Below are 22,672 nucleotides of genomic sequence, written 5' to 3'. Positions count from 1 at the left end.
AGAGAGGCCCGCCGCTCCCCTTCGCCGACGCTTGCACCACCACACCCGCCCCGCCTATCGTTAGGCACTCCCACCACTTCCTCCCGCCATGAAGCGCGTTACCCTCGCGATGGCCGCGTTTGCCATCGCCCTTCCCCTGTCCGCTCAGGACCAGGTGTGGACCCCCGAATTCGGGATGCAATTCCACAACGTCGGCAGCCCGGAAATCAGTCCTGACGGCTCCCTGGTGGCCTACACCATTTCCGAGGCCCTCATGGAGGGCGAGAAGTCCGAGTACCTCACCCATATCTGGGTGGCGGCGTCTGACGGGTCGTGGAACCGGCAGTTCACGTTCGGCGACAAGTCCACCGGCAATCCGACCTTCACTCCGGACGGAGGCGCCATCGCCTTCTCGACTTCCCGCAGCGGAAAAAACCAGGTCTGGCTGCTGCCGATCATGGGCGGAGAGGCCCAGCAGCTCACCGACATCGAACAGGGCGTCGGCTCATGGGCATTCTCCCCGGACGGCGCCCGTCTGGCCTTCACGGCCCGCGACCCGGACACCGAAGAAGACAAGGCGCGCAAGAAGGAAAAGCGCGATGTCATTCTGGTGGATCAGGACTTCAAGTACAGCCACCTCTACACGGTGGATGCCGACCCGGCAACCGACGACGACGCGCAACGCATCACCGAGGGCGATTTCCACGTCACGGAATTCGACTGGTCCCCGGACGGCAGCACGATCGCGTTTTCGCATGCCTCCGACCCGCGCATCAACAGCTCGATCACACGAGACATATCCACGGTGCCTTCTGACTCCGGCGCTGTGACGCTGGTCGTGGACTGGGAGGGTGCCGATCGCTCGCCGAGGTTCTCGCCGGACGGGCGGACCATCGCATTCGTCAGCGACGGCGGACAGGTGGAGCGCGTGGGACTCGGGGACGTCTACACGGTCCCGGCCACCGGCGGCGAGGTCACCGCGCTCGCCCACACGTACAACCGCAGCGCCGGTTTGCTGGACTGGATGGTCGATGGCACGGCCGTCATCGTATCGGAGTCCAGGCGCACGTATCGCACGCTGTACCGCCTGCCGGTGGACGGCAGCGAGCCCAGCCTGCTGCTCCCCGAGGACGTGGTGGCCGGCGGGTTCTCGTTCACGCCGAATCAGACCGCCATGGCCATGGTCATGCAGGACCCGGACACGCCGGCGGATGTGTACTTCGTGGACACGACCACCGACTACGAAGCCCGCAGGCTGTCCGATGCCAACGGCCACCTGGAGATTCCCCCGATCGGCCGCACCGAACTCCTGAGCTGGACCAGCCCGGACGGACTCGAGATTGAAGGACTGCTGACGTATCCCATCGGATATACGGCGGGCGATGAGGTCCCGCTGGTCCTGCAGGTACATGGCGGCCCGGCGGGCGTCTTTTCCCAGACCTACACGGGAGGTCGCCAGCTGTACATGACGCAGGTGTTTGCGCAGCGCGGGTACGCCGTTCTTCGCCCGAATCCGCGTGGTTCCACCGGCTACGGCAAGGAGTTTCGCTACGCCAACATCATGGATTGGGGCTACGGGGACTTCGAGGACCTGATGTCGGGCGTGGACCATGTACTCGACATGGGTGTGGCCCACCCGGACAGCCTGCTCCTCATGGGCTGGAGCTACGGCGGCTACATGACGTCGTTTGCCGTTACCAAGACCGATCGCTTCCAGGCCGCTTCGATGGGGGCAGGGCTGCCGAACCTGATTTCCATGGTCACGACGACGGACATCCCGGACTACCTGGCCGCCCACATGGGGGGCGAGTTCTGGGATGACTACGAGACGTACGAAAAGCACTCGGCCATGTACCGCATCAAGAACGTGGTGACGCCGACACAGGTCATCCACGGGGCCAATGACCTGAGGGTGCCATTCACACAGGGCCAGGAGTTCTACGTGGCGCTCAAGCGCCTCGGCGTGGACACGGAGTTTGTCGTGTATCCGCGCACGCCTCACGGGCCGCGCGAACCCAAGCTGCTCATGGACGTGACGCCGCGCATTCTTACGTGGTTCGAGAAGCACATGGAACGGGAGGGGTCCCGACCGCCTGCCGACACCGACTAAGCGGGCTCAAGCCCTGCCTCTGCGCGTAGCGCCACTCCGCGTTGGCTGATTCAGATGAAGGCCAAGGCCCGGAAAGACCTAATTCTTTTCAGGGCCTTGGCCTGAATTGTGAAAAAAGTATGCCGATGAACGGACAAAGCGGCCCAAACCGGCGGAATCACACGTATTCGGTTTCGTTGACTTAGGTGTTGACAACTGAAGGACTCGAAAGTCAGTTCTGGTTTTTACCTTCAGCCTAAATTTGTAAGGCAACGCCCGCATACGTGGAACGAATCGACGAAATAGACGCACGCATCCTGGAGCTGCTTCAGGAGCACGGAAGGATGAAGCGCAACCGCATTGCCGAGGATGTCGGCATGTCCCTGCCCTCGGTTTCGGACCGCATGCGCAAGCTGGAAGAGCGCGGTGTCATAAAGGGCTATCACGCCGTTCTTGATGCCAAGCGCCTGCAGGTAGATATCACGGCGTTCATCCGCGTCAACGTCGACGGCTCGTCCAACTATCGGGGATTCGTGGAGCGGGCCACCTCCATGCCGGAGGTCCAGGAGCTGCACTCGATTACCGGTGAAGGATCCCACATCCTGAAAGTCCGGACCCGCAACACCACCAGCCTGGAGCTCCTGTTGTCCGCCATTCAGGGCATGCCGGGAGTGCACGGCACCTCCTCAAGCATTGTGCTCTCCACCTACAAGGAGACGCGCGCCCTCAAAGCAACTCCGATGGTTCTCGTCTCCCACGAGGAGGCCGAGGCCGTCTGACCCATTCCCACTGCAAGCCAGAACCACGCACTGATCTCATGAGTCGCACACTCGCCGACTACAACGTCCTTGCTGCCACGAAACACGTGAACGGCAACGGCAAGTCCTCCAAATCCGCCATGGACATCGAACGCATCTTTGGCGAGAACACGTTCGGACTGACCGAAATGCAGGCGCGTCTTCCAAAGGCCGTCTACAAGTCCATCCTGGCCACCATCGAGAAAGGGGCCATCCTGGACGCGACCATTGCCGACACGGTAGCTCTCGCGATGAAGGAATGGGCCGTCGAACGCGGTGCCACACACTTCACGCACTGGTTCCAGCCGCTGACCGGGTTCACGGCCGAGAAGCACGACAGCTTTATCACGCCCAACGAGGGCGGAGGGGCCATCGCCCAATTCTCCGGCAAGGATCTGATCCAGGGCGAGCCGGATGCTTCCAGCTTCCCTTCCGGCGGCGTGCGCGCCACGTTTGAGGCCCGCGGTTACACCGCCTGGGACCCGACGTCGCCGGCCTTCATCATCGAGAACAAGAACGGCTCCTACCTTGCCATTCCGACGGCGTTTGCGTCCTGGACGGGCGAGGCTCTGGACCACAAGACGCCGCTCTTGCGCTCCATGCACACGCTGGACGATGCGGCCTCGCGCGTGCTGAAGCTCTTCGGAGTCCGGGACTTTCACAAGGTCTACTCCACGGTCGGTGCCGAGCAGGAGTACTTCCTGATCGATGAGGAATTCTACTATCGTCGTCCCGACATCGTGACCACCGGCCGCACGCTGTTCGGCGCCAAGCCGCCGCGTGGCCAGGAGCTGGACGACCACTACTTCGGCTCGATTCCCGACCGTGTGCTGGCTTGCATGCTGGAGACGGAAAAGGAACTCTACCGCCTGGGAGTGCCGGTAAAGACCCGCCACAATGAAGTGGCTCCCGGCCAGTACGAGATCGCACCGATCTTCGAGAATACCAACGTGGCCGCGGACCACCAGCAGCTGATCATGCTGACCCTGGAGCGCGTGGCTCGTCATCACGGCCTGGTTTGCCTGCTGCACGAGAAGCCGTTCGCAGGAGTGAACGGCTCCGGCAAGCACAACAACTGGTCGATGGCCACCGACACGGGCATGAACCTGCTCGAGCCGGGCGACAATCCGCATGACAACATGCAGTTCCTGTTCTTCTGCTCGGCGGTTATCCGCGCCGTGTACAGGCATCAGGATCTTCTGCGCATTTCGGTGGCTTCCTCCGGGAATGACCACCGACTGGGGGCCAATGAGGCGCCGCCGGCCATCATCTCGATCTTCCTCGGCGAGCAGCTCGAGGACGTCTTCAAGCAGCTCGAGAAGGGCGCTGCCAAGAGCTCCAAGCAGGGTGGCCTGATGGGCCTGGGCGTTCCCGTGCTGCCGAATCTGCCTCGTCACGCCGGTGACCGCAACCGCACCAGCCCGTTTGCTTTCACGGGCAACAAGTTCGAATTCCGCGCCGTCGGTTCGACGCAGACGATCTCCTGGTGCAACCAGGTACTGAACGTCATCGTGGCCGAATCGCTTGTCGAGATGGGCGATATGCTGGAGGCAGAGCTGGCCGGCAAGAAGAAGAACAAGGCCGTCTTCGAGGAGGCTGTCGCCACCGTCATCAAGAAGGTGATCAAGGGTGCCAAGCCCATCATCTTCGGCGGCGACAACTACTCGGACGAGTGGCACGCCGAAGCCGAAGAGCGTGGTCTGCTCAACCTGCGCACGACGATGGACGCGCTCCATCACCTGCTGGATGAGAAGAACATCAAGCTCTTCGAGCGCGCCAACGTGCTGAGCGAGGTGGAGCTGCGGGCCCGTGAGGAGATCCTGGTCGAGCAATACTTCATCAAGATCAACATCGAAGCCGAGACGACCGAGTACCTGGCAAAGACCTACATCCTGCCCGCTTGCGTGCGCTATCTCAACGAGCTGAGCGCCGGTTCGGCGAGCAAGGGCATCAAGGCTGTGGCGGGTGATGTGGCCGGCAAGGTCGATGCGCTTTGCGACGCCGTGGACGCGCTGCACACGCAGAACGTCGAGCTTGGCGGAGACTCCGTGCACGACAAGGCCTGGCACATGAAGGACAACGTCATCCCGGCGATGAACGAAGTCCGGGCCGCGGCAGACGCGCTCGAGGCCGTCGTGGCCCACGACCTGTGGCCGCTGCCGACCTACCGGGAGATTCTCTGGGTTAAGTAGGCCCACCCGAAGCGGGGCCGCTCAGCCTGAACAACCGAAAACGCCCGTCCCCACTCCGGGGGCGGGCGTTTTTCGTCGCTCGCTGCGGCAAACGCCTTAAGTCCAGTCCCAAGCTGCCGATACCCTCATTGGAATCCCTATTCCAGGATTCCGGGACGTACCCACTTGGTAGGTCCAACCCAGATCAACGCCCCCCCGAAGAACAGCTACCAATCATGCTGGGTGCCGCGTCGCGGCGCCGTCAAAGGAGGAGTAATGGGACCGAATTCGGTGGTGGGGAGCGCCTTTTCCCGGGAGCGGGAAGGCGAGGTGGTCGAATACACATTCACCTTTGACCGCTGGTATTGCGGCTGGGACGCGCTGCGTCTGGATGTTTATGAGGGGCTGCGATTTACCCAGAACACCCACTTCGCATGGTGCGGTCCCCTGCTGGGCCTGACTCCCTCCAATCACGGAGAGGCCACCGACACCATCATTCATCTGCCTCGACGGGCAGAGCGTGTGGTGATTCACGGTCACCGTGCCAACGAGCACTACAGTTTCCCGGGTGGAGATGAGCCGATTGAGGCGCTGGATGCGGCGGGCAGTGTGATTGCCAGCGGTCACCTGGAGCCCTGGTTCAAGCGCTTGCGGCGTGGGTTGGTACTTCATGGCCGGGACATCAGCCGGATCCGCATGCCGTCCTCGAAGCCGGTGTTTTTCCTGCGCAGGATCAAGGTGTACTTCCAGGCTGAGTAGCCGACACGGCACCGACTGCGGAATCGCAAAGAACTGCGGCGGCAGGGGTTCGTTGGACCGCCCGCGTTCCTGTATCTTCCGCGCTCGTTCCGCACCCACCCCTGAATGGCCAGAAAGAACCCCCAGACCACGCCCTCGCAGTCCAGCGAGCAGGATCGTGAGTTGGTGGCTGCCGCGCTCTCGGGGCGCCAGAGTGCCTACCAGGAGCTCATGGAGAAGTACAAGGGTGCGTTGACGCGCCATGTACAGCGCATGGTGCGGAGCTCCACAGAGATCGACGACCTGGTCCAGGAGTGCTTCATCAAGGCGTTTTCCGCGCTGAAGTCCTACTCCTCGGACTATGCGTTTTCGACGTGGCTCTACAAGATTGCCACTAACCACACGATCGACTACCTGCGAAAGAAACGTCTGCAGACGTTCTCGATCGATCGCCCCATTCAGACCAAGGATGGGGAAGTGGAGTACGAAATCCCGGATACGGACTATCGGCCCGACCGGCATATTGTCCAGGATCAGCGTCGCGAACTCATCCAGGAGGCCATCGACGCTCTGCCGCCGAAGTATCACACCGTGATCGTGATGCGGCATCAGCAGGAGAAGTCCTACGAGGAAATCGCCCGAGAACTGGACCTGCCCCTGGGCACGGTAAAGGCGCACATATTCAGGGCGCGCGCGCTGCTCTACAAACACCTGAGGGACCAGCGCGACACCATCTGATCGCGCGGCCCGGACTGACATGATCGAGCGATACTCGCGGCCGGAGATGGCTGCGCTATGGACCGAAGAGGCCCAATTCGACGCCTGGCTGGAGGTAGAACTCGCTGCCTGCTGGGCATGGAGCCAATTGGGCGTGATTCCGGCAGAAGACGTGGAGAAGCTCTACGCGAAGGCCTCCTTCAACGTGGAACGCATCCACGAGATCGAAGAGACCACGCGGCACGACGTGGTTGCCTTCACGCGCTCGGTGAGCGAATCCCTGGGTCCGGAGCGGAAATGGGTGCACTACGGACTCACGTCTTCCGATGTGGTGGATACGGCCTGGTCCGTGCGGCTCAAGAAAGCCAATGCGCTTCTGCTGGACCGCATCGACCATATGATCGATGTGCTGGCCAGACGCGCCCGCGAACACAAGTACACCCTGATGATGGGGCGCACGCACGGCGTGCATGCGGAGCCTACCACGTTCGGGCTGAAGATGGCACTCTATTACGCGGAAATGCGGCGCAATCGCGCGAGGTTCACGGCAGCGGCCGAGGACTTGCGCGTGGGCAAGATCTCGGGATCGGTGGGCACGTTTGCCCACCTGCCGACCGACGTGGAGCGCCTCACGTGTGAGCGGCTGGGCCTGGAGGCCGCGCCCATCTCCACGCAAGTGTTGCAGCGGGACCGACATGCCCACTACCTGTCCGTGCTGGCCCTGATTGGTGCCACCATGGAGAAGATGGCGGTGGAGGTGCGCGGCCTCCAGAAATCCGAGGTTCGCGAGGTCGAAGAGGCATTCCGCAAAGGCCAGAAGGGCTCCAGTTCCATGCCGCACAAGCGGAATCCGGTGGGCTCGGAGAACATCACCGGTTGTGCCCGCCTGTTACGCGGCTACATGATCCCCGCGTTCGAAAACGTGGCGCTCTGGCACGAGCGGGATATCAGCCACTCCAGCGCCGAGCGAGTCATACTGCCGGACGCGACCACCGTGCTGCACTACGCGCTCGACCGCCAGGGTCGACTCATGGACAACCTGGTCGTTTTTCCGGAGAACATGCGCGAGAACATGGAGCGCACGTTCGGCCTCTACAACAGCCAGCGTGTGCTCAACGCCCTGATCAACAAGGGGCTGGTCCGGGAAAAAGCCTACGACGCCGTGCAGCCGCTGGCCATGAAAGCATGGACCGAAAAGCGGTCATTCCGGGATCTCGTGGACGCATCGCCGGAGATTGCAGAGTACCTCTCGGGCGATGAGATCGCTGCCGAGTTCGACGTGGAGTATCACCTGCAGCGGGTGGACGAGATCTTCGAACGAGTAGGACTGGGGTAGGGGCAGCCGCGCGGCCCGACTGTAACATATCTAGAAGTTCAAGGTATAGCAGGCATACCTAGAACTTCTAGATAAGCCATGTCCCCGATTTCGAAGGAGCTGGTGGGTGCCTCTGCCAGGCCCATCCTGCTCTCGATTCTTTCTCGCGGCGAGTCCTACGGGTACGCCATTCTGCAGCGCGTGCACGACCTGTCGGACGGGCAGCTGGCATGGAAGGACGGCACGCTCTATCCGGTGTTGCACCGGCTTTGCGACGAGCGACTCATCACGTACGAATGGCGCAAGGCCGAGACGGGGCGCCGCCGCAAGTACTACGCGATCACGCCGCGCGGCGAGGCCGCGCTGGCTGTCGAAAAGCGGCAGTGGCTGTCCGTGGACGCCATTCTGGCTCGCTTGTGGGGACTCGAACACCGCCTGGCGGCACTTCCGGGATAGGCCATGTACACCTTTGATCTGGACAAGGCCATCCGGGTCTGGCGCGACGGCCTGAAGGCCAATCGGTCTATCTCTCGCGATGATCTTGACGAGCTTGCCGAGCATCTCCGGGACCACGTGCAGGCACTCATGCAGGAGGGGGTCGAGCCGCGAGAGGCCTTCAGGCAGGCGGCGGCTCGCCTCGGCACGTCTACCGAGTTCGAATCGGAGTTTCGCAAGGTCCGATACGGTGCCCACAAGCGGCGCACAAGTCTGCGCAGGGAAGCAGCCTGGAAGGCCGTGATGATCCGCAATTACCTCACGATCGGGGTACGCAATCTCAGCCGGCAGAAATTCTTTTCGGCCCTGAATGTGGGCGGCTTGTCCATCGCGCTCGCGAGCTGCCTGCTGATCATGCTCTACGTGGTGGATCAGCGCAGCTATGACCGATTCCACGACCACGCCGAGCAGATCTATCGGCTGAACTGGGACTTTAGCTGGAACGGAAGGCAGGGAATCGGCTCCGGAACGCCGCCTCCACTGGCCGCCGCCATGGTAAGTCAAGTCCCCGGCGTCACCGGCGCGGTGCGCGTCTACCCGGTCTCAGACATGATTGTGCGTCGGGGGGACGCCTTCTTCACGGAATCCCGGATCCTGGCCGTCGACACGACCTTTTTTGAGGTGTTCTCCTTCCCGGTTGTTGAAGGTGACCCCGCAACCGCGCTGCAGGCTCCGCAGAGTGTGGTGCTGACAGAGACGGCGGCGCGCAAGTATTTCGGGGGCAGCTCGCCCGTAGGTCAGATGCTGACGCTTGGTGAGGACCGCACCAGCTTTGCCGGCTCCTACGCCAGCGACTTCCAGGTGACTGGCGTCGTGGCCGATCCGCCCGAGAAGTCCCACATCCAGTTCGACATGGTGACGTCGATGGCGTCGCATCCGCACGTGGCCTATTTCGACTGGAGCTGGATCTGGATGCAGGTGGTCACCTACGTCACCATCGAAGAGACCGCATCGCTCGACGTCATGAGCGCTCGGCTGGCCGAACTGGTAGCGGAACGCGCGCCGGCTGCGTTCGCCCGGGTCGGCTTCTCGTACGATGAGCTGGTGGACTCCGGCGGATACTGGGACTTTGTTTTTCAGCCCCTCTCTGACATTTACCTGGGCTCGGCGGCGATCGGCAATCGGATCGGGCCGTCCGGTAGCCGCAGCACGTTGAACATACTTACGGTGGTGGCCCTGTTCATCCTGCTCATCGCCTGTGTGAATGCCACCAACCTCTCCACCGCGAGAGCGGCGAGCCGTGCTGGCGAAGTGGGCGTGAGAAAAGCCCTGGGCTCACGACGGGGTGAGCTGGTGACGCAATTTCTGGTCGAGTCGGCGGCGCTGAGCGCTCTCGCGGTGCTGACGGCTCTTGGACTGGCGGCGGTCCTCTATGGCCCTTTTGCTTCGATCGCCGGTCGGGCACCCGATTTGGGCGTGCTCGCAGGCTGGCAGCTGCTTCTGGTCATGCTAGGGATGACTGCACTTGTCACGTTGCTGACAGGTGCCTACCCGGCGCTCTATCTGTCCGGGTTTCGACCGATTGCGGTCCTGAAAGGGCGCTTGAACACGGGGCGTTCAGGGCAGCGGCTGCGCAATGGGCTGGTGGTGCTCCAGTTTGCCCTTTCCATAACCCTGATCGTCTGCACGCTGCTGGTTCAGCAGCAGATGCACCTGTTCCAGACGGCTGACATGGGGTTTGACCGCGATCACCTGCTTGTAGTATCCAACGAGAACGACAGGCTGGGCGGACGGGCTGAGTCCTTCCGGCAGGCGGCGCTGCAGCAGGCATCGGTGACGCATGCTTCGCTGACTACCAGCGTGCCCACGTATTTCGCATTTCAGGACTACTACAAGGCGGAAGGTCACGGCGAGGAGCAGTTCGAACTCTCCTCCTACATGGTCGACGAGGCGTACCTGGAAACGCTGGGACTTGAACTGGTCGCCGGCCGGGGGTTCGAAGAAGGGCGACCTGCCGACTCGGCTGCGGTCATCCTGAATGAGGCCGCCGTTGCCCTGTTCGGGTGGGATATGCCGCTCGGGAGGTCGGTGCACTATCCCGGCGTTGGCGACTTCGATGTGATCGGGGTGGTGCGGGACTTCAACTTTCGCACGCTGCAGCAGCCCATCCGCCCCTTCGCGTTCTTCCACCATCGGTCCGCGTCATACAGCATCCCCAACTCGAGCGTGGTGGTGCGTCTGGAGGCCGGCAATCCCGCACCCGCCCTGGCGACCCTGGAGGAACTCTGGGCCACCTTTGCTCCGGCGACGCCCTTTGAATACACATTCCTGGATGAGGCGATCGCCTCCCGGTATCGCAGCGAAGCGCGACTCGCGGTGTTGTTCAGGCTCTTCGCAGGCCTGGCCATCTTGATCGCATGCCTGGGGCTGCTCGGCCTGGCCGCCTACGCGGCGCAGCGACGCACCAAGGAGATCGGGATCCGAAAAACGCTGGGCGCCTCGGAGCAGAGTGTACTGATCCTGCTTGTCCGGGACTTTACCCGTTGGGTCCTGGTGGCCAATGTCATTGCCTGGCCGCTCGCGTGGTACTGGGCAGACCGCTGGCTGGAGGAGTTCGCGTTCCGCATAGAGATCGGACTGGTGCCGTTTCTGATCTCCGGGGCGCTTGCCTTTGCTATCGCAGTGCTGACCGTGGCCTGGCAGGCCTCTCGGGCCGCCCGCGCGAATCCGGTGACCGCACTGAGGTACGAGTAAGCCTACCTGCGCACGAACGTAATGAAGCGAAATCCGTCTCGGCGGTCCGTATTGGCGATGCGGTAGCGTGTCCCTATGAAGTGGTTGTACTTCGGGAAGTACGTGTCTCCATCATGGTCGCCCTCGACCAGGGTCAATTCCATGCGGTCCGCCTTGTCCAGGAAGTGCGCATAGATGGACGCACCTCCGGCGATGATCAGCTCCGGCGCACCCCCCGCGGCAGCGACCGCATCGTCAATTGAGTGGAAGACGTCAGCCTGGTCTGTTGTGTAGTCGGAATTTCGGGTTACGACAAGATGCCGCCGACCCGGTAGCGGCCCCCCGAATTGCTCCACCAGACTCTGAAACGTCTTGCGACCCATGACCATCGGCTTGCCCATCGTCAGTCTCTTGAAGTGCTTCAGGTCTTCCGGAATGTGCCAGGGCAATTGCATTCCGTTGCCGATGAGACGGTCTTTTTCCGCCACCGCCGCAACGATGACGATCTCAGGTCGGTTCATCACACTGCCACCGGGGCCTTGATGGCAGGGTGGTACTGGTAGTCCACCAGCTCGAAGTCCTCAAATGCGTAGTCGAAGATGCTCGCGGGACGGCAATTGATCTTCAGTTGCGGCAGGGGATATGGCGTGCGGGCCAACTGCTCCTCAATCTGGTCGAGATGGTTGAGGTAAATGTGAGCGTCGCCGATGGTGTAGACGAGCTCACCGACATCGAGATCGCACTGCTGGGCGACCATGTGGGTGAGCAGCGCATACTCAGCGATGTTGAACGGGGCGCCAAGGAAGAGGTCATTGGAGCGCACGTATAGCTGGCAGCTGAGCCGTCCATCGCCCACCCAGAACTGGTAGAACATGTGGCACGGCGGGAGCGCCATCTGCTCTACCTCCCCGGCATTCCAGGCGTTGACGATGTGGCGCCGCGAATCCGGGTTGTTGCGAATGGAATCGATCACCCGCTCGATCTGGTTCACACTTGAGCCGTCGGGCCGCGTCCAGTTGACCCACTGCTTGCCGTACACAGGCCCCAGGTTGCCGTCTTCATCCGCCCAAGGGTCCCAGATGTGTACCCGGTGTTCATTGAGGTAGTCGATGTTGGTGCCGCCTCGCAGGAACCACAACATCTCCACGGCCAGGCCGCGAAAGTAGACCTTCTTGGTGGTCACCAGCGGGAATGCCTCGGACAGGTCGAAGCGCATCTGATGGCCAAACACGCTCAGAGTGCCGGTGCCCGTGCGATCAGTTTTCCGAAGGCCGTGGTCACGCACATGGCGCAGAAGGTCGAGGTATTGCCGCATTTGGGATCTTTTGGCGTTCGCGGGGCGTGAGGGCTCTTCACACCTGAATGCACAAAATGGATCCCAACCTCCACCAGAAACAAGGCATCAATCACCTGAACAAGGTGCTGAATTATGCACAATTCGTGCGGGAGGGAGATCGTGCGCAGGTCCATTTGACTACCGAGGATTGGCACGTGGTAGCTGATACCCTCTTCCAGATGGAGACCCCTCGAGAGATGCTGCCGGAGGCGATTACGGAATTTCGCCTCACCTCGGAGAACCAGATCATCGAGTTGGAGACGGAAGGGCTCACGATCGATCTGGAAAAGATCTAGGCGATGACCCTTCTGATTTTCTATGTCGCCCTGGCGCTGGGCGTATCGTTCATGTGCAGCATCATGGAGGCGGTGCTGCTCTCGGTGTCTCCGGCATATGTGGCGGCCGCCAAAGAGGAGGGAAGCCGAGTCGGCCACAAACTGGCCGAATTCAAGCAGGATGTGGACCGGCCTCTCGCCGCGATCCTCAGTCTGAACACCATCGCCCATACCGTGGGAGCGGCCGGTGCCGGCGCTCAGGCCGCGAACGTGTTCGGCAGTGCGTATCTGGGCATTGCTTCGGCGATCCTGACGATGTTGATTCTGGTCGTCTCCGAGATCATTCCGAAGACGCTGGGCGCGATATACTGGCGGGGGCTTGCCCCGAGTGTCGCGCGGCTGCTGACCCCCACGATGTGGTCCATGTGGCCTCTGGTTAAACTCGCGCAGGGTCTAACCCTGTTGATCGCCCGCGGAAAGGTGCACGGCACGCTGAGGCGAGACGAGTTTCCAGCGCTTGCGGACGTTGGTGTGGCTGAAGGCGTATTGCACGAGGAGGAATCCCGCATCATGCGCTCCCTGCTCAAGTTCGGCGAGCTGACGGTGGCCGATGTGATGACGCCGCGCACGGTGGTGTTCGCCGTCGAGGCCGGCAAGTCCGCCTCCGAAATCGTGGACGAGCACCCGAATCTGATCTTTTCCCGCATCCCGGTCTACGAGGGCGAGGTGGATCAAGTCACCGGAATCGCGCTGCGCAAGGATATCCTGCAGTCGGTCGCGCAGGGCCAGGGAGAGGCGACCATGGGAGAGTTGCGGCGTCCGGTGATGTCCGTGCCCGCAGGCATGGGGCTGCGCCCGCTCATGACCCGCCTCACAGAGGGTCGCTCTCACATGGCCATTGTCGTCGGGGAATACGGAGACTTGCTGGGCGTGGTCACGCTGGAAGACGCCATCGAAACCCTGATCGGCCTGGAGATCATGGACGAGGTCGACACCGTGCAGGACATGCAGCTTTTTGCCCGTGAGCGCTGGGAGAAGCGTCGCGCCCGCCTTGAGGAGATGACGTGATTCGTGCCCTGCATGAGGACGACGCGTCCGCCTGCATTCGGCTGCTTGCCGATACGGGCCAGGACGTCGCGCCTCATGGATTGCGCAGGTTTCTGGCCCAGCGCCCTCGCCTCTCATTTGTCGCAGAGTCCTCAGGCGATGTGGTTGGCTGCGTGTTGGCGTCCTTCAATGGACTGACGGCATTTCTTCAGCATCTGGCTGTTTCCCAGCCAGGGGAGGGCCTTGGTCGCTCGCTGATTGCTGCGGTGGAGGAAGCAGCGCACGCGGCCGGAGCCTCCGAGATCATGCTGCTGAGCACCGAATCGGCATCGGTGTTCTACACCACGCTCGGCTACGAACTGAGCCCCGCACATGTAGCGAGGAAACGCTTGCCCCCCGTCGCGGACCTCCCGGCGGAGTCGTTCAGTCACGCCGACGTGGTAGCGGTGCTCAGTGCCACACCCGGAACCCTGCGTTCCATGCTGGCGGGGCTTCCGGACGATTGGCTCCATGCCGTGCCGGCGGGCGAGTCGTGGTCGCCCTATGAAACCGTTGGGCACCTGGCGCATGGCGAAGTCACCGATTGGATGACACGCGTGCGGCACATCCTCGAGCATGGCGATTCCAGGCCCTTCGTTCCGTTTGATCGGGCGGGTCGTGGCTCCGAGGGCAGTTCACTGGAGGACCTGCTGCAGGAGTTCGAGCAGCTGCGCCGGAGCAATCTGCGTGACCTGGAGCGCCTTGCACTCGGCGATTCGGACATGCAGCGGCCGGGGCTTCATCCAGCCTTGGGGTCCGTGACGATGGGCCAGTTGCTGTCGACCTGGGCGGTGCATGACCTCAGCCACATCGCGCAAATATCGAGGGTGTTGGCCGCCCGCTATCGGGTGGCGGTTGGGCCCTGGCGCAGCTATTTGGCGATTCTGGATCGGTAGATCCGGTCGAGGTAGGGGAATTCCCCTCAAGCTTCTGCGGGGTGACCCGTCAGCATTTCCGCGCCGTGAGAGGCACGCTGTTGCGGACCTAACCGAACAGTCCCTATGACCCTCCGCATGCTGCTCCCGATCGCCCTCCTCGTGGCCGCCTGTGCTCCGGAAGACCCACACCTGGCGCCCGTGGAACCCGTTTTGTCCCCGCTCGAACAGGGCGAGGCACTGTATCTCCAGTACTGCCAGAACTGCCACGGCACCGACGCACGCGGGACCGGCCCGGTGGCCGACATGCTGCGTATCCCGCCGACTGACCTTACGCTGATCGCGGAACGCAACATGGGCCCGTATCCGGCGGATGAGGTAGCGTCTTATATCGATGGTCGGCGCGACACCGACGCCCACGGACCTCGCAGCATGCCCGTCTGGGGCAACATCTGGACAGACACCGACGGCAGTCCCGAGGCCGAAGCGGAGGTGCAGCGGCAGATTAACCTGATTGTTGAGTACCTGCGCACTCTGCAGGAAGACATTCCGGACCTGTAGGGGAGCCGGGGCGCGCGAGTGCCTGCCTGGTGGGGCCGGGGGGCGCCAAGCCCGCGGAGCCGGGGGTGCCAACCTTGCTGCACCGCACCCGCTACATGGAACGGGGGGGTCACTTTCCACTTCTGCGGACTCCGGGATTTCGCCCACGTGTAATTACCCCGCCGGATTCCACGTAAGGGCGCTGCGCCGGAGGCCCGGGGTCGAATCAGGGGGCGATTTTCCACATCAGGGGCCTGCCCGCGCCAGGCCGCGCGGCGGCAGGCTTGCCGTTCACGAGAGCGGGCCGCTAGACCCGCGCCAGGCCCCCTCGGCGGCAGACTTGCCGTCCGCGTGAGCGGGCCGCCAACCGCCGGGCCCGGCGCCCCGTCGCGCCGACAGACTTGCCGTTCCCCTGAATGGGGCGTTAACTCGGGGCAGCCCCGCATCGCCCATGAGAAACATCAGCCTGCTCTTCCTGGCCCTGGCCTTGGCGGCCTGTGCCACGAGCGAGCCGGAGCAAGAGCCGGCACGCATGACTGCACAGCATCCGTCGCCCATGACGGAGCATGTGCGGGCGCACGACCGCATTGTGGAGCAGGCTCGGACAGGCGAGCGCCGCGTCCTGGGTAGGCTGCTGCCAAGGCCGGTGGAAGTGCTGCTGCCCGCGCAGGCGCCACAGGCGCAACCAGGTGGCATCCTCATCCATTTCCACGGCTCGGCCCATGTGCCTTTCGCAGCCGAAGGGCCTGCGGCCATCGCGAGCGTGAACCTGGGCGCCGGCTCCAGTGCCTACGAACGACCGTTTGAGGATCCAGAGGTGCTGCCCGCCCTGCTGGACTCGCTGCAGGTGTGGACGGGGTCGCAGAATCGTCCGGTCACCATTTCCAGCTGGAGCGCGGGCTATGGCGCGGTGCGGGCCATCCTGCGGCAGCATGCAGCGCTCATCGACCATCTCATCCTGCTGGACGGGCTGCACACCGACTACCTGCCGGCTGGTGTCACGCTGCACGAAGGCGGTCGACTCAACACGGAAAAACTGGAGCCTTTCGCGGACTTTGCCCGGGCCGCAGCGCGCGACGAGAAGGCCTTGCTCATCACGCATTCCGCGGTCTTTCCGGGCACCTACGCGTCCACGACGGAAACCGCCCGATACCTGACGGAGGTCACCGGCGCCGAGACCAGCGCGGTGCTGGCCTGGGGCCCTGTCGGCATGCAGCTACTCGGTCGGGCTGAAAGAGGCGGGTTTACCGTGCTCACGTTCGCGGGAAATACCGCTCCCGATCACGTGGATCACCTGCACGCCCTGCCCGCCTTGATCAATAGCGCGCCGGAGTACTCGCCGTTTCCAGCGCCTCGGCAATGAACTCGCGGATGTGCTCGTTGGAGGTCACCAGGTCCTCGGCGCGCAGGTACATCATGTGGCCACTGCGGTAGCCCTCGAAGCGCATGCGGTCCTGCAACCGGCCTGACGGGTCCATCTGCCACATGTTGTACTTGGCATCAAAATATTGCGTGGCGCCGTCGTAGTAGCCCGACTGCACGAGCACGTGCAGGTTCGGGTTTCTGGCCATGGCGCTGCGCAGGCGCTCCCCTGTATTGTCGCCTGAGCGATTCCAGGGGCTCACAGGGCCGAAAACGAAGTACCGCAGATCGGTCTTGAAGCCGAGCTCTTCCCGCAGGTAGTAGTTGGCCGCCGGGGCAAACGCGTGGTTCCAGGAGATCAGCTCCTGATTGTGGTCGGAACGGTCTCCCGCCGCCTCCCGGTCGATGCCCCGATACCGGGAGTCGAGCCGGCCGACGGTATACCCCTCGTCGCGAAGCAGCTCTTTCCAGAACTCGCCGGCGGAGACCTCGAGGTTGCGGTCCATCCACCAATCCACCGAAACACCCGAGTAGCGGGCCGCCTGCGTCGCGACCTCCATGCGGTCCCCCATCGGTGCGGAGCCGCCGCGTGTCAGCATCGGAATGAGTACCTCGATGGTCCACTCTTCCACCTCCGGCAGCAGCTCGTCCAGGTCCATGGACTGCAGGTCATCCGGCAGCTGTTCGTGGTACCACGCCGTAGCCGCCATGTACGGCAGGTTCAGCGCCGTCCCGACGGGCCCGTCCCGATCAATGCCGAGGCCAGTCGGGGACACCAGGATCACACCGTTCAGAAATACCCAGTGACGGTCCTGCAGCTGGCCCGCCAGGCCAGACACACGCGTGGTCCCGTACGACTCGCCGATCAGAAACTTCGGGCTGCGCCAGCGATCCTGCCGCGTGATGAAGTTCTCGATCCAGGCCGCCAGGTACGTAATGTCCTCATTGACTCCGAAGAACTGCTCGCGGTCCGCATCGCCCACAATGCGGGAGAAGCCCACGTTGACGGGGTTGACGAACACGATGTCCGCCACATCCAGGATCGAACTCGGGTTGTCGCGCACGCCATACGGCTGCACCGGGTAGCCTTCGTCATCGATCAGCAACTGCTTGGGTCCCGTGTATCCCAGGTGCATCCACAGGCTTGCCGAACCCGGCCCACCGTTGAAACTGAAGACGAGCGGCCGGTTGACCTTGTCCTGCACATCGGTGCGTTCGTAGTACGTGTAATGCAGACTGGCGATGGCCTCTCCGGTGTCCCCCCAAACCGGTTGTGTCCCCGTGGTCGCGCTGTAGGGCACGCGCTCACCTTTGATGGTCACCGAGTTGGTGCTGGTAATGGTGGTGTCGACAGGAAGTCGAGCGTCCTGAGCGGCGGCGGGCAGCACGACGAGTGCGGCCAGGAGGCAGAGGGAGAGGCGCATGGCAGGTGGGTAGTGAGAGAGGCGTATGTTACCGAAGCACCACGCATCCGCGCAGCTTATGCCCCATCGTCTGCTCCTTCTTTCCGTTCTGCTAACCGGAGCCGGATGTTCGGCACCCCAATCGCCGGATTCTGCTGAAGCCCAGACGGTCCGCGCGTTTACGCAGGCCTTCAACGAGCACGACGTGGCGGCCATGGCGCTGTTTCTCCATGAGGATGCCCACTGGATCTATCTCATGGACGATTCGCTCTACACCGAAGCCGAAAGCCGAGAGGCGATCACAACCTCCATGGCCGGCTACTTCGAAGCCTATTCCGACGTGAACTCAAGCCTGGAGTCGGTGCATTCGTTGGGTCCGTTCGTGACTGCCGTCGAGCGGGTAAGCTGGAACGGAGGACAGAATGCACAGAGCGCAACGGTGGTCTACGAGCTCGAAAACGACCTCATCCGCCGGGTCTGGTACCACGACGCGGTGCGCTGACTAATTGGCCGCTGCCCGCAGGTCAAATCGGGGGATGCTGACCTTGAATCGGCTGCCCCCCTCGCGCTGCATGAGATAGGTGCCTTCCATCGACCCCTCAAAGGTTTCGATGATGCAGAAGGAGTTGTATTCGTGGCTGTCGCCCGGTGCAATCACAGGGGTCTGGCCGACGACCCCTTCGCCCTCGACCTCCTGCACCCGGCCTCGTGAGTCCTGGATGTGCCAGTGGCGGCGAAGCAACTGCACTTCCGCGCGGCCTTCGTTTTCGATGCGCACGAAGTAGCCGAACACAAAGCGCTTGTTCAGTACGTCGGACTGCCCGTCGAGATAGACGGGGCGCACCGTGACCGTGATGTCTTCCGTTGTGGCTACGTAAGGGACCATGCGGCGATCAACCCTCGGCCCGGGAGAGGGATCCGGGGATCACATTCGATTCATGCGACCGGCGTCATGCAGGGGGCCGTGCGATGCGAAGGCCGTCCAGCCTGATCAGGCGGTGGGTGCCTCCGCGCGGACCCGGCGTGCGGCTTCCATGATCTCCGCCACGGCCGTGTCGCAAACAGGCGCGTCCCAGTGACCGTTTTCCTTCATGGCGGAGCCGATAATGAATCCGTCCGCAAAGGGGGCATACTCGGCAAGATTCTCCGTGGAGAGGCCGCTTCCAATCAGGATGGGCAGTTCGGTGGCGTGCCGCACGGCGACCAGGTCCTCGGGGTCCGGGGCCGAACCCGTGTGGCTGCCGGTCACGATTACAGCATCCGATCGGTGCAGCGTCATACCGTAGGCCACGTCGCCGATGTCGAGATCGCCGGTGATGGCGTGGGACGCGTGCTTCTTCTGCACGTCGGTAAATATGGGAATGTGGTCGGCGCCGATCATGTGGCGATAGCGGATGCTCTCGCCGGCGCACGCCTCGGCCATGCCCTTGTCTGAGATGTGGGCATAGGTCCATCCCTCGGCGCGCACAAAGTCGCATCCGGCGCCCAGCGCCACGGCCAACGCGGTGCGATTGCCCTGGAACAGTACCTGGATTCCGACCGGCAGCCGGCTCGCACGCCGCTTGACCGCGCGGGCCACGCGCGTCATAAACGCGGCGATCTCCGGCCCCATCTCCCGCTCATGCACACACGGGAAGTCGTGCATGTTTTCGATGATGATGCCGTCGACCCCACCTTCGACATAGGCCTCGGCTTCAGCAAAAGCGCGGTCCACACAACTGTCGACGCAGATGAATCCGGGCACGCCGGGAGACGGGCCCGTGTGGATTACCCCGATGACAGGCCGCTCGTTGGGAAAGAGATCGTAGAAGTCCTTCTGCATGCGCGTCGCTCGGGTGGGTGGGTGAGCGTCCTAAAGCTCAACGGGGCACCGCAGTTCCACGCAGAGCGCCCCAGAACGCGGTTCAGACGGCCCCGGAGAGCGCAGGGAGCATCAGCAGACCACCCAACATGGTCAGCTTGGCGAGCAGGCTGACCCGCGCATACTCCGCCGGCATCCTGGCCGCGCGCACCCGGACGAGCGCCACCCCGGTTGGCATGCCCACGCCGACCACACCAATGAGCCACGCCAGCCAGCCGCCGAGCGGCCACATCACCAAAAACGCCAGCACGGCGACCAACAACATGACCGCGGCCCCCTGCGCCACAAGGTTGGCGCGATCCCGAGCAATCACGGCGAGCGTGCGGCAGCCGAAGACCTCATCGCCCGAGACGTCCTCCAGGTCTTTCACAACCTCCCTGAAAAGCGAGGCCAGGAACGCGAACAGCGCGAACCCGGAGATCAGAGCCGTGCCGGGCGCCAGGTTGCTCGCGGCCAGGGCCGGCCGGTCGGCAGACAGCACGAGCAGCGGAACGAACGCCGAGAGCAGCGACACCACCACGTTTCCGGCCACCGGCACGCACTTGAGTCTGAACGCATACGCGATCAGCAGCACGGCGGACACCGGATAGAGCGTCATCCACCAGTAGAAGCCGACCTGCCGGACCAGCGGCAGGAGGCAGACAGCTGCAGCCACGATCAGGCCGGCCGTCAGGCTCCATGCCTGCTCAATGCGCATCGCTCGCCCGATGAAGACGCGGCCGGGTTTGTTGATTTCGTCGATGCCGCGGTCGACGATGTCGTTGGCCACGTAGCCGGCCGCCGCAATCAGCAGCGTGGCCAGCACCATGCCCGCGAAAGCGAGGTGGGAGACCCCCCACACGCCCGGATTGCCAAGGAGCGGCCCCATGCCCGTCCACCGCACCAACACCATGGTCAGCGCGATGATCGCGAGGTTCGGCCAGCGCAGGAATCGCAGCCATTGAAGCACGGTTGGCGTGTTTTCGGGCACCAGTGCGGATCGGGGGCGGGAATGCGTCGTTTACGTTTTGTAACCGGAGAACCGCTATCATCAGCGGCAATCCCGACGATCTCCAAACCAATCCGGGGCGGCACAGGCAGCTCCGGCCGCGTTCATGGCTCAGAAAACCGTCGAGTCCATCCCCGAAGCCACGATTCTGTTCGCAGGCGATTCGGGAGACGGCATGCAGTTGACGGGATCGCAGTTCACGCTGGCAACGGCGTATGCGATGAACGACCTCGCGACCCTGCCAGACTTCCCTGCGGAGATCCGCGCTCCCGCCGGCACCACCTACGGAGTCAGTGGATTCCAGCTGCACTTCGGGTCTGTCAATATCCGCACACCGGGAGACGAAGTCGATCTTCTGGTGGCCATGAATCCGGCCGCCCTGAAGGTCAATCTGGACCGGGTGCGCAAGGGCGGCTCGGTGCTGGTCAATACCAGCGCGTTCGACAAACGCTCGCTGGACCTGGCCGGGTACGACGCGAATCCGCTGGAGGACGACTCGCTGGACGGATACCAGCTCATCCGGGTGGAGCTGACCAAGCTCACTCGCGAGGCGCTCAAGGACAGTCCGCTGAACCAGAAGGAGATCGACCGCTCCAAGAACATGTTCGCGCTGGGCCTGGCGCTGTGGCTGTACTCGCGGCCCACGGAGCCGGCGGAGCGCTGGATCAGCCAGAAGTTTGCCAAGAAGCCGGACATCCTGGCGGCGAACCTGCACCTGCTCAAGAAGGGTTACCACTACGGAGAGACCACCGAGCAGTTTGTGGTTCGGTTCGAAGTGGATCCGGCATCGCTGGCACCCGGGCGGTATCGCGCCATCCAGGGCGTGCATGCACTGGCGATGGGGTTGGTGGCGGCCTCCGTGGAATCCGGGCTTCCCCTGTTCTACGGATCGTACCCGATTACGCCGGCTTCGGACCTGCTGCACACGCTCAGTCGGTACAAGCATTTCGGGGTGATGACCTTCCAGGCCGAGGATGAGATTGCGGCTGTCGGCGCGACGATCGGTGCGGCGTTTGGCGGTTCGCTCGCTGTAACCGGAACGTCCGGGCCTGGCGTGGCCCTGAAGGCGGAGGCGATCGGACTCGCGCAGATCACCGAGTTGCCGATGGTGATCGTCAACATGCAGCGGGGCGGACCGTCCACCGGCTTGCCGACCAAGACCGAGCAGAGTGATCTGCTCCAGGCCATGTTCGGCCGCAATGGGGATTCGGCGATGCCGATTGTGGCGCCGTCCACGCCCGGCGACTGTTTTGAGGCGGCGTACGAGGCGGCGCGCATCGCGGTCACCTACATGACGCCGGTCATGCTGCTGTCGGACGGGTATCTCGCCAACGGCTCTGCTCCGTGGCTCATCCCGGACCCGGACAAACTGCCGTCCTTCAAGCCGGGCTTTGCCAAAGAGACCAACGCCGAGGTGAACGGCGAGCAGGTTTTCCTGCCCTATGTGCGCGACAAGGAGACGCTCTCCCGTCCGTGGGCCAAGCCCGGCACCAAGGGGCTCGAGCATCGCATCGGCGGTCTGGAGAAAGAGGACGAGACCGGCAACGTCTCCTACGACCCCGCCAATCACGAGTTGATGACCAAGATCCGGGCGGAGAAGGTGGAGCGCGTGGCGCGCGATCTGCCCCCGCTGGACGTATACGGGGAAGTGGAGGGCGATGTGCTCCTGCTCGGCTGGGGCTCCACGCGGGGCTCGATCGAGGCGGCGGTAGATCGCTTGCGATCGGCGGGTCACTTCGTCGGCTCTGTGCATCTGCGCCACGTCTGTCCCTTCCCGCTGGACCTGGAGTCCGTGGTGAAGCGCTACAGGCACGTCATCGTGCCCGAGCTCAACAACGGACAGCTGGTGCGCGTGCTGCGTGACCGGTATCTGCTGCCGTTCCGCTCCTTCACCAAAATCCAGGGTCGCCCCTTCCAGGCGGGCGAGCTCGTGTCGTTTGTCGAATCGGTGCTCGCCGGAAACTGAATCAAG

Annotated in this window: 21 protein-coding genes; 15 read left to right on the top strand and 6 right to left on the bottom strand. The window is 63.2% G+C overall.

Translation table 11 applies throughout. From position 1 onward, the window contains the following. Positions 1–88 precede the first annotated feature (88 nt). The 8 genes from JJ896_02655 (at position 89) to JJ896_02620 (ending at position 10,995) form a co-directional block, all read left to right on the top strand. Entirely contained in the window at positions 89–2,089 is a 2,001-nt protein-coding gene (locus tag JJ896_02655; protein MBO6778532.1) for a S9 family peptidase, read from the top strand. Between the two features lie 263 nt (positions 2,090–2,352). Continuing rightward, positions 2,353–2,847, top strand: coding sequence for an Lrp/AsnC family transcriptional regulator (locus JJ896_02650; protein ID MBO6778531.1), 495 nt, complete (start codon positions 2,353–2,355; stop codon positions 2,845–2,847). A gap of 38 nt (positions 2,848–2,885) precedes the next feature. Then, positions 2,886–5,057, top strand: coding sequence for a glutamine synthetase III (locus JJ896_02645; protein MBO6778530.1), 2,172 nt, complete (start codon positions 2,886–2,888; stop codon positions 5,055–5,057). A 255-nt stretch (positions 5,058–5,312) separates the two neighbouring features. Beyond that, entirely contained in the window at positions 5,313–5,795 is a 483-nt protein-coding gene (locus JJ896_02640) for a hypothetical protein (GenBank protein ID MBO6778529.1), read from the top strand. A 105-nt stretch (positions 5,796–5,900) separates the two neighbouring features. After that, a complete protein-coding gene (locus JJ896_02635; protein MBO6778528.1) occupies positions 5,901–6,512 on the top strand; it encodes a sigma-70 family RNA polymerase sigma factor in 612 nt (203 codons plus the stop codon). A gap of 19 nt (positions 6,513–6,531) precedes the next feature. Beyond that, complete coding sequence (purB, locus tag JJ896_02630) at positions 6,532–7,827, top strand: adenylosuccinate lyase (protein ID MBO6778527.1); 1,296 nt, start codon at positions 6,532–6,534, stop codon at positions 7,825–7,827. Positions 7,828–7,905: 78 nt separating this feature from the next. Next, positions 7,906–8,262, top strand: coding sequence for a helix-turn-helix transcriptional regulator (locus tag JJ896_02625; GenBank protein MBO6778526.1), 357 nt, complete (start codon positions 7,906–7,908; stop codon positions 8,260–8,262). A gap of 3 nt (positions 8,263–8,265) precedes the next feature. Continuing rightward, complete coding sequence (locus tag JJ896_02620) at positions 8,266–10,995, top strand: ABC transporter permease (protein MBO6778525.1); 2,730 nt, start codon at positions 8,266–8,268, stop codon at positions 10,993–10,995. A gap of 2 nt (positions 10,996–10,997) precedes the next feature. On the opposite strand, the gene JJ896_02615 is transcribed toward JJ896_02620, so the two are convergent. Both JJ896_02615 and JJ896_02610 read right to left on the bottom strand, forming a co-directional pair. Next, positions 10,998–11,495 carry a dihydrofolate reductase gene (locus JJ896_02615; protein ID MBO6778524.1) on the bottom strand — a complete coding sequence of 166 codons (498 nt, stop codon included), beginning with the start codon at positions 11,493–11,495 and terminating at the stop codon, positions 10,998–11,000. Next, positions 11,495–12,289: a thymidylate synthase gene (locus tag JJ896_02610; GenBank protein ID MBO6778523.1), complete on the bottom strand. Its 795-nt coding sequence runs from the start codon at positions 12,287–12,289 to the stop codon at positions 11,495–11,497. Before JJ896_02610 ends, JJ896_02615 begins: the two co-directional genes overlap by 1 nt. Before the next feature lie 56 nt (positions 12,290–12,345). Between JJ896_02610 and JJ896_02605 the strand changes: the two genes are divergently transcribed. From JJ896_02605 to JJ896_02585, 5 genes are all read left to right on the top strand, one after another. Next, a complete protein-coding gene (locus JJ896_02605) occupies positions 12,346–12,606 on the top strand; it encodes a hypothetical protein (protein ID MBO6778522.1) in 261 nt (86 codons plus the stop codon). A gap of 3 nt (positions 12,607–12,609) precedes the next feature. Continuing rightward, complete coding sequence (locus JJ896_02600) at positions 12,610–13,653, top strand: HlyC/CorC family transporter (protein ID MBO6778521.1); 1,044 nt, start codon at positions 12,610–12,612, stop codon at positions 13,651–13,653. Next, entirely contained in the window at positions 13,650–14,567 is a 918-nt protein-coding gene (locus JJ896_02595) for a GNAT family N-acetyltransferase (protein MBO6778520.1), read from the top strand. Before JJ896_02600 ends, JJ896_02595 begins: the two co-directional genes overlap by 4 nt. A gap of 105 nt (positions 14,568–14,672) precedes the next feature. Beyond that, on the top strand, positions 14,673–15,107 hold the full coding sequence (locus JJ896_02590) for a c-type cytochrome (GenBank protein ID MBO6778519.1): 435 nt from the start codon (positions 14,673–14,675) through the stop codon (positions 15,105–15,107). 430 nt (positions 15,108–15,537) lie between these two features. Beyond that, on the top strand, positions 15,538–16,449 hold the full coding sequence (locus JJ896_02585) for a hypothetical protein (protein MBO6778518.1): 912 nt from the start codon (positions 15,538–15,540) through the stop codon (positions 16,447–16,449). On the opposite strand, the gene JJ896_02580 is transcribed toward JJ896_02585, so the two are convergent. Beyond that, positions 16,403–17,872: a hypothetical protein gene (locus JJ896_02580; GenBank protein ID MBO6778517.1), complete on the bottom strand. Its 1,470-nt coding sequence runs from the start codon at positions 17,870–17,872 to the stop codon at positions 16,403–16,405. The genes JJ896_02585 and JJ896_02580 overlap by 47 nt on opposite strands. A gap of 58 nt (positions 17,873–17,930) precedes the next feature. On the opposite strand from JJ896_02580, the gene JJ896_02575 reads away from it, so the two are divergent. Then, on the top strand, positions 17,931–18,353 hold the full coding sequence (locus JJ896_02575; protein MBO6778516.1) for a nuclear transport factor 2 family protein: 423 nt from the start codon (positions 17,931–17,933) through the stop codon (positions 18,351–18,353). Here the strand turns inward: JJ896_02575 and apaG are convergent, their stop codons facing one another. The 3 genes from apaG to JJ896_02560 form a co-directional block, all read right to left on the bottom strand. Next, positions 18,354–18,737, bottom strand: coding sequence for a Co2+/Mg2+ efflux protein ApaG (gene apaG / locus JJ896_02570; GenBank protein ID MBO6778515.1), 384 nt, complete (start codon positions 18,735–18,737; stop codon positions 18,354–18,356). A 105-nt stretch (positions 18,738–18,842) separates the two neighbouring features. Next, positions 18,843–19,673 (bottom strand): BtpA/SgcQ family protein, encoded by an 831-nt coding sequence (locus JJ896_02565; protein ID MBO6778514.1) that lies wholly within the window; start codon positions 19,671–19,673, stop codon positions 18,843–18,845. 82 nt (positions 19,674–19,755) lie between these two features. Further along, entirely contained in the window at positions 19,756–20,682 is a 927-nt protein-coding gene (locus JJ896_02560; GenBank protein MBO6778513.1) for a UbiA family prenyltransferase, read from the bottom strand. 124 nt (positions 20,683–20,806) lie between these two features. Between JJ896_02560 and JJ896_02555 the strand changes: the two genes are divergently transcribed. Continuing rightward, positions 20,807–22,666 (top strand): 2-oxoacid:acceptor oxidoreductase subunit alpha, encoded by a 1,860-nt coding sequence (locus JJ896_02555; protein MBO6778512.1) that lies wholly within the window; start codon positions 20,807–20,809, stop codon positions 22,664–22,666. Positions 22,667–22,672: the final 6 nt, after the last annotated feature.

The sequence above is a fragment of the Rhodothermales bacterium genome (genome assembly GCA_017643395.1).
Taxonomy (GTDB): domain Bacteria; phylum Bacteroidota; class Rhodothermia; order Rhodothermales; family UBA10348; genus JABDJZ01.
Note: the sequence above shows the minus strand (reverse complement) of the source record. Positions and strands in the feature narration are given on the sequence as shown.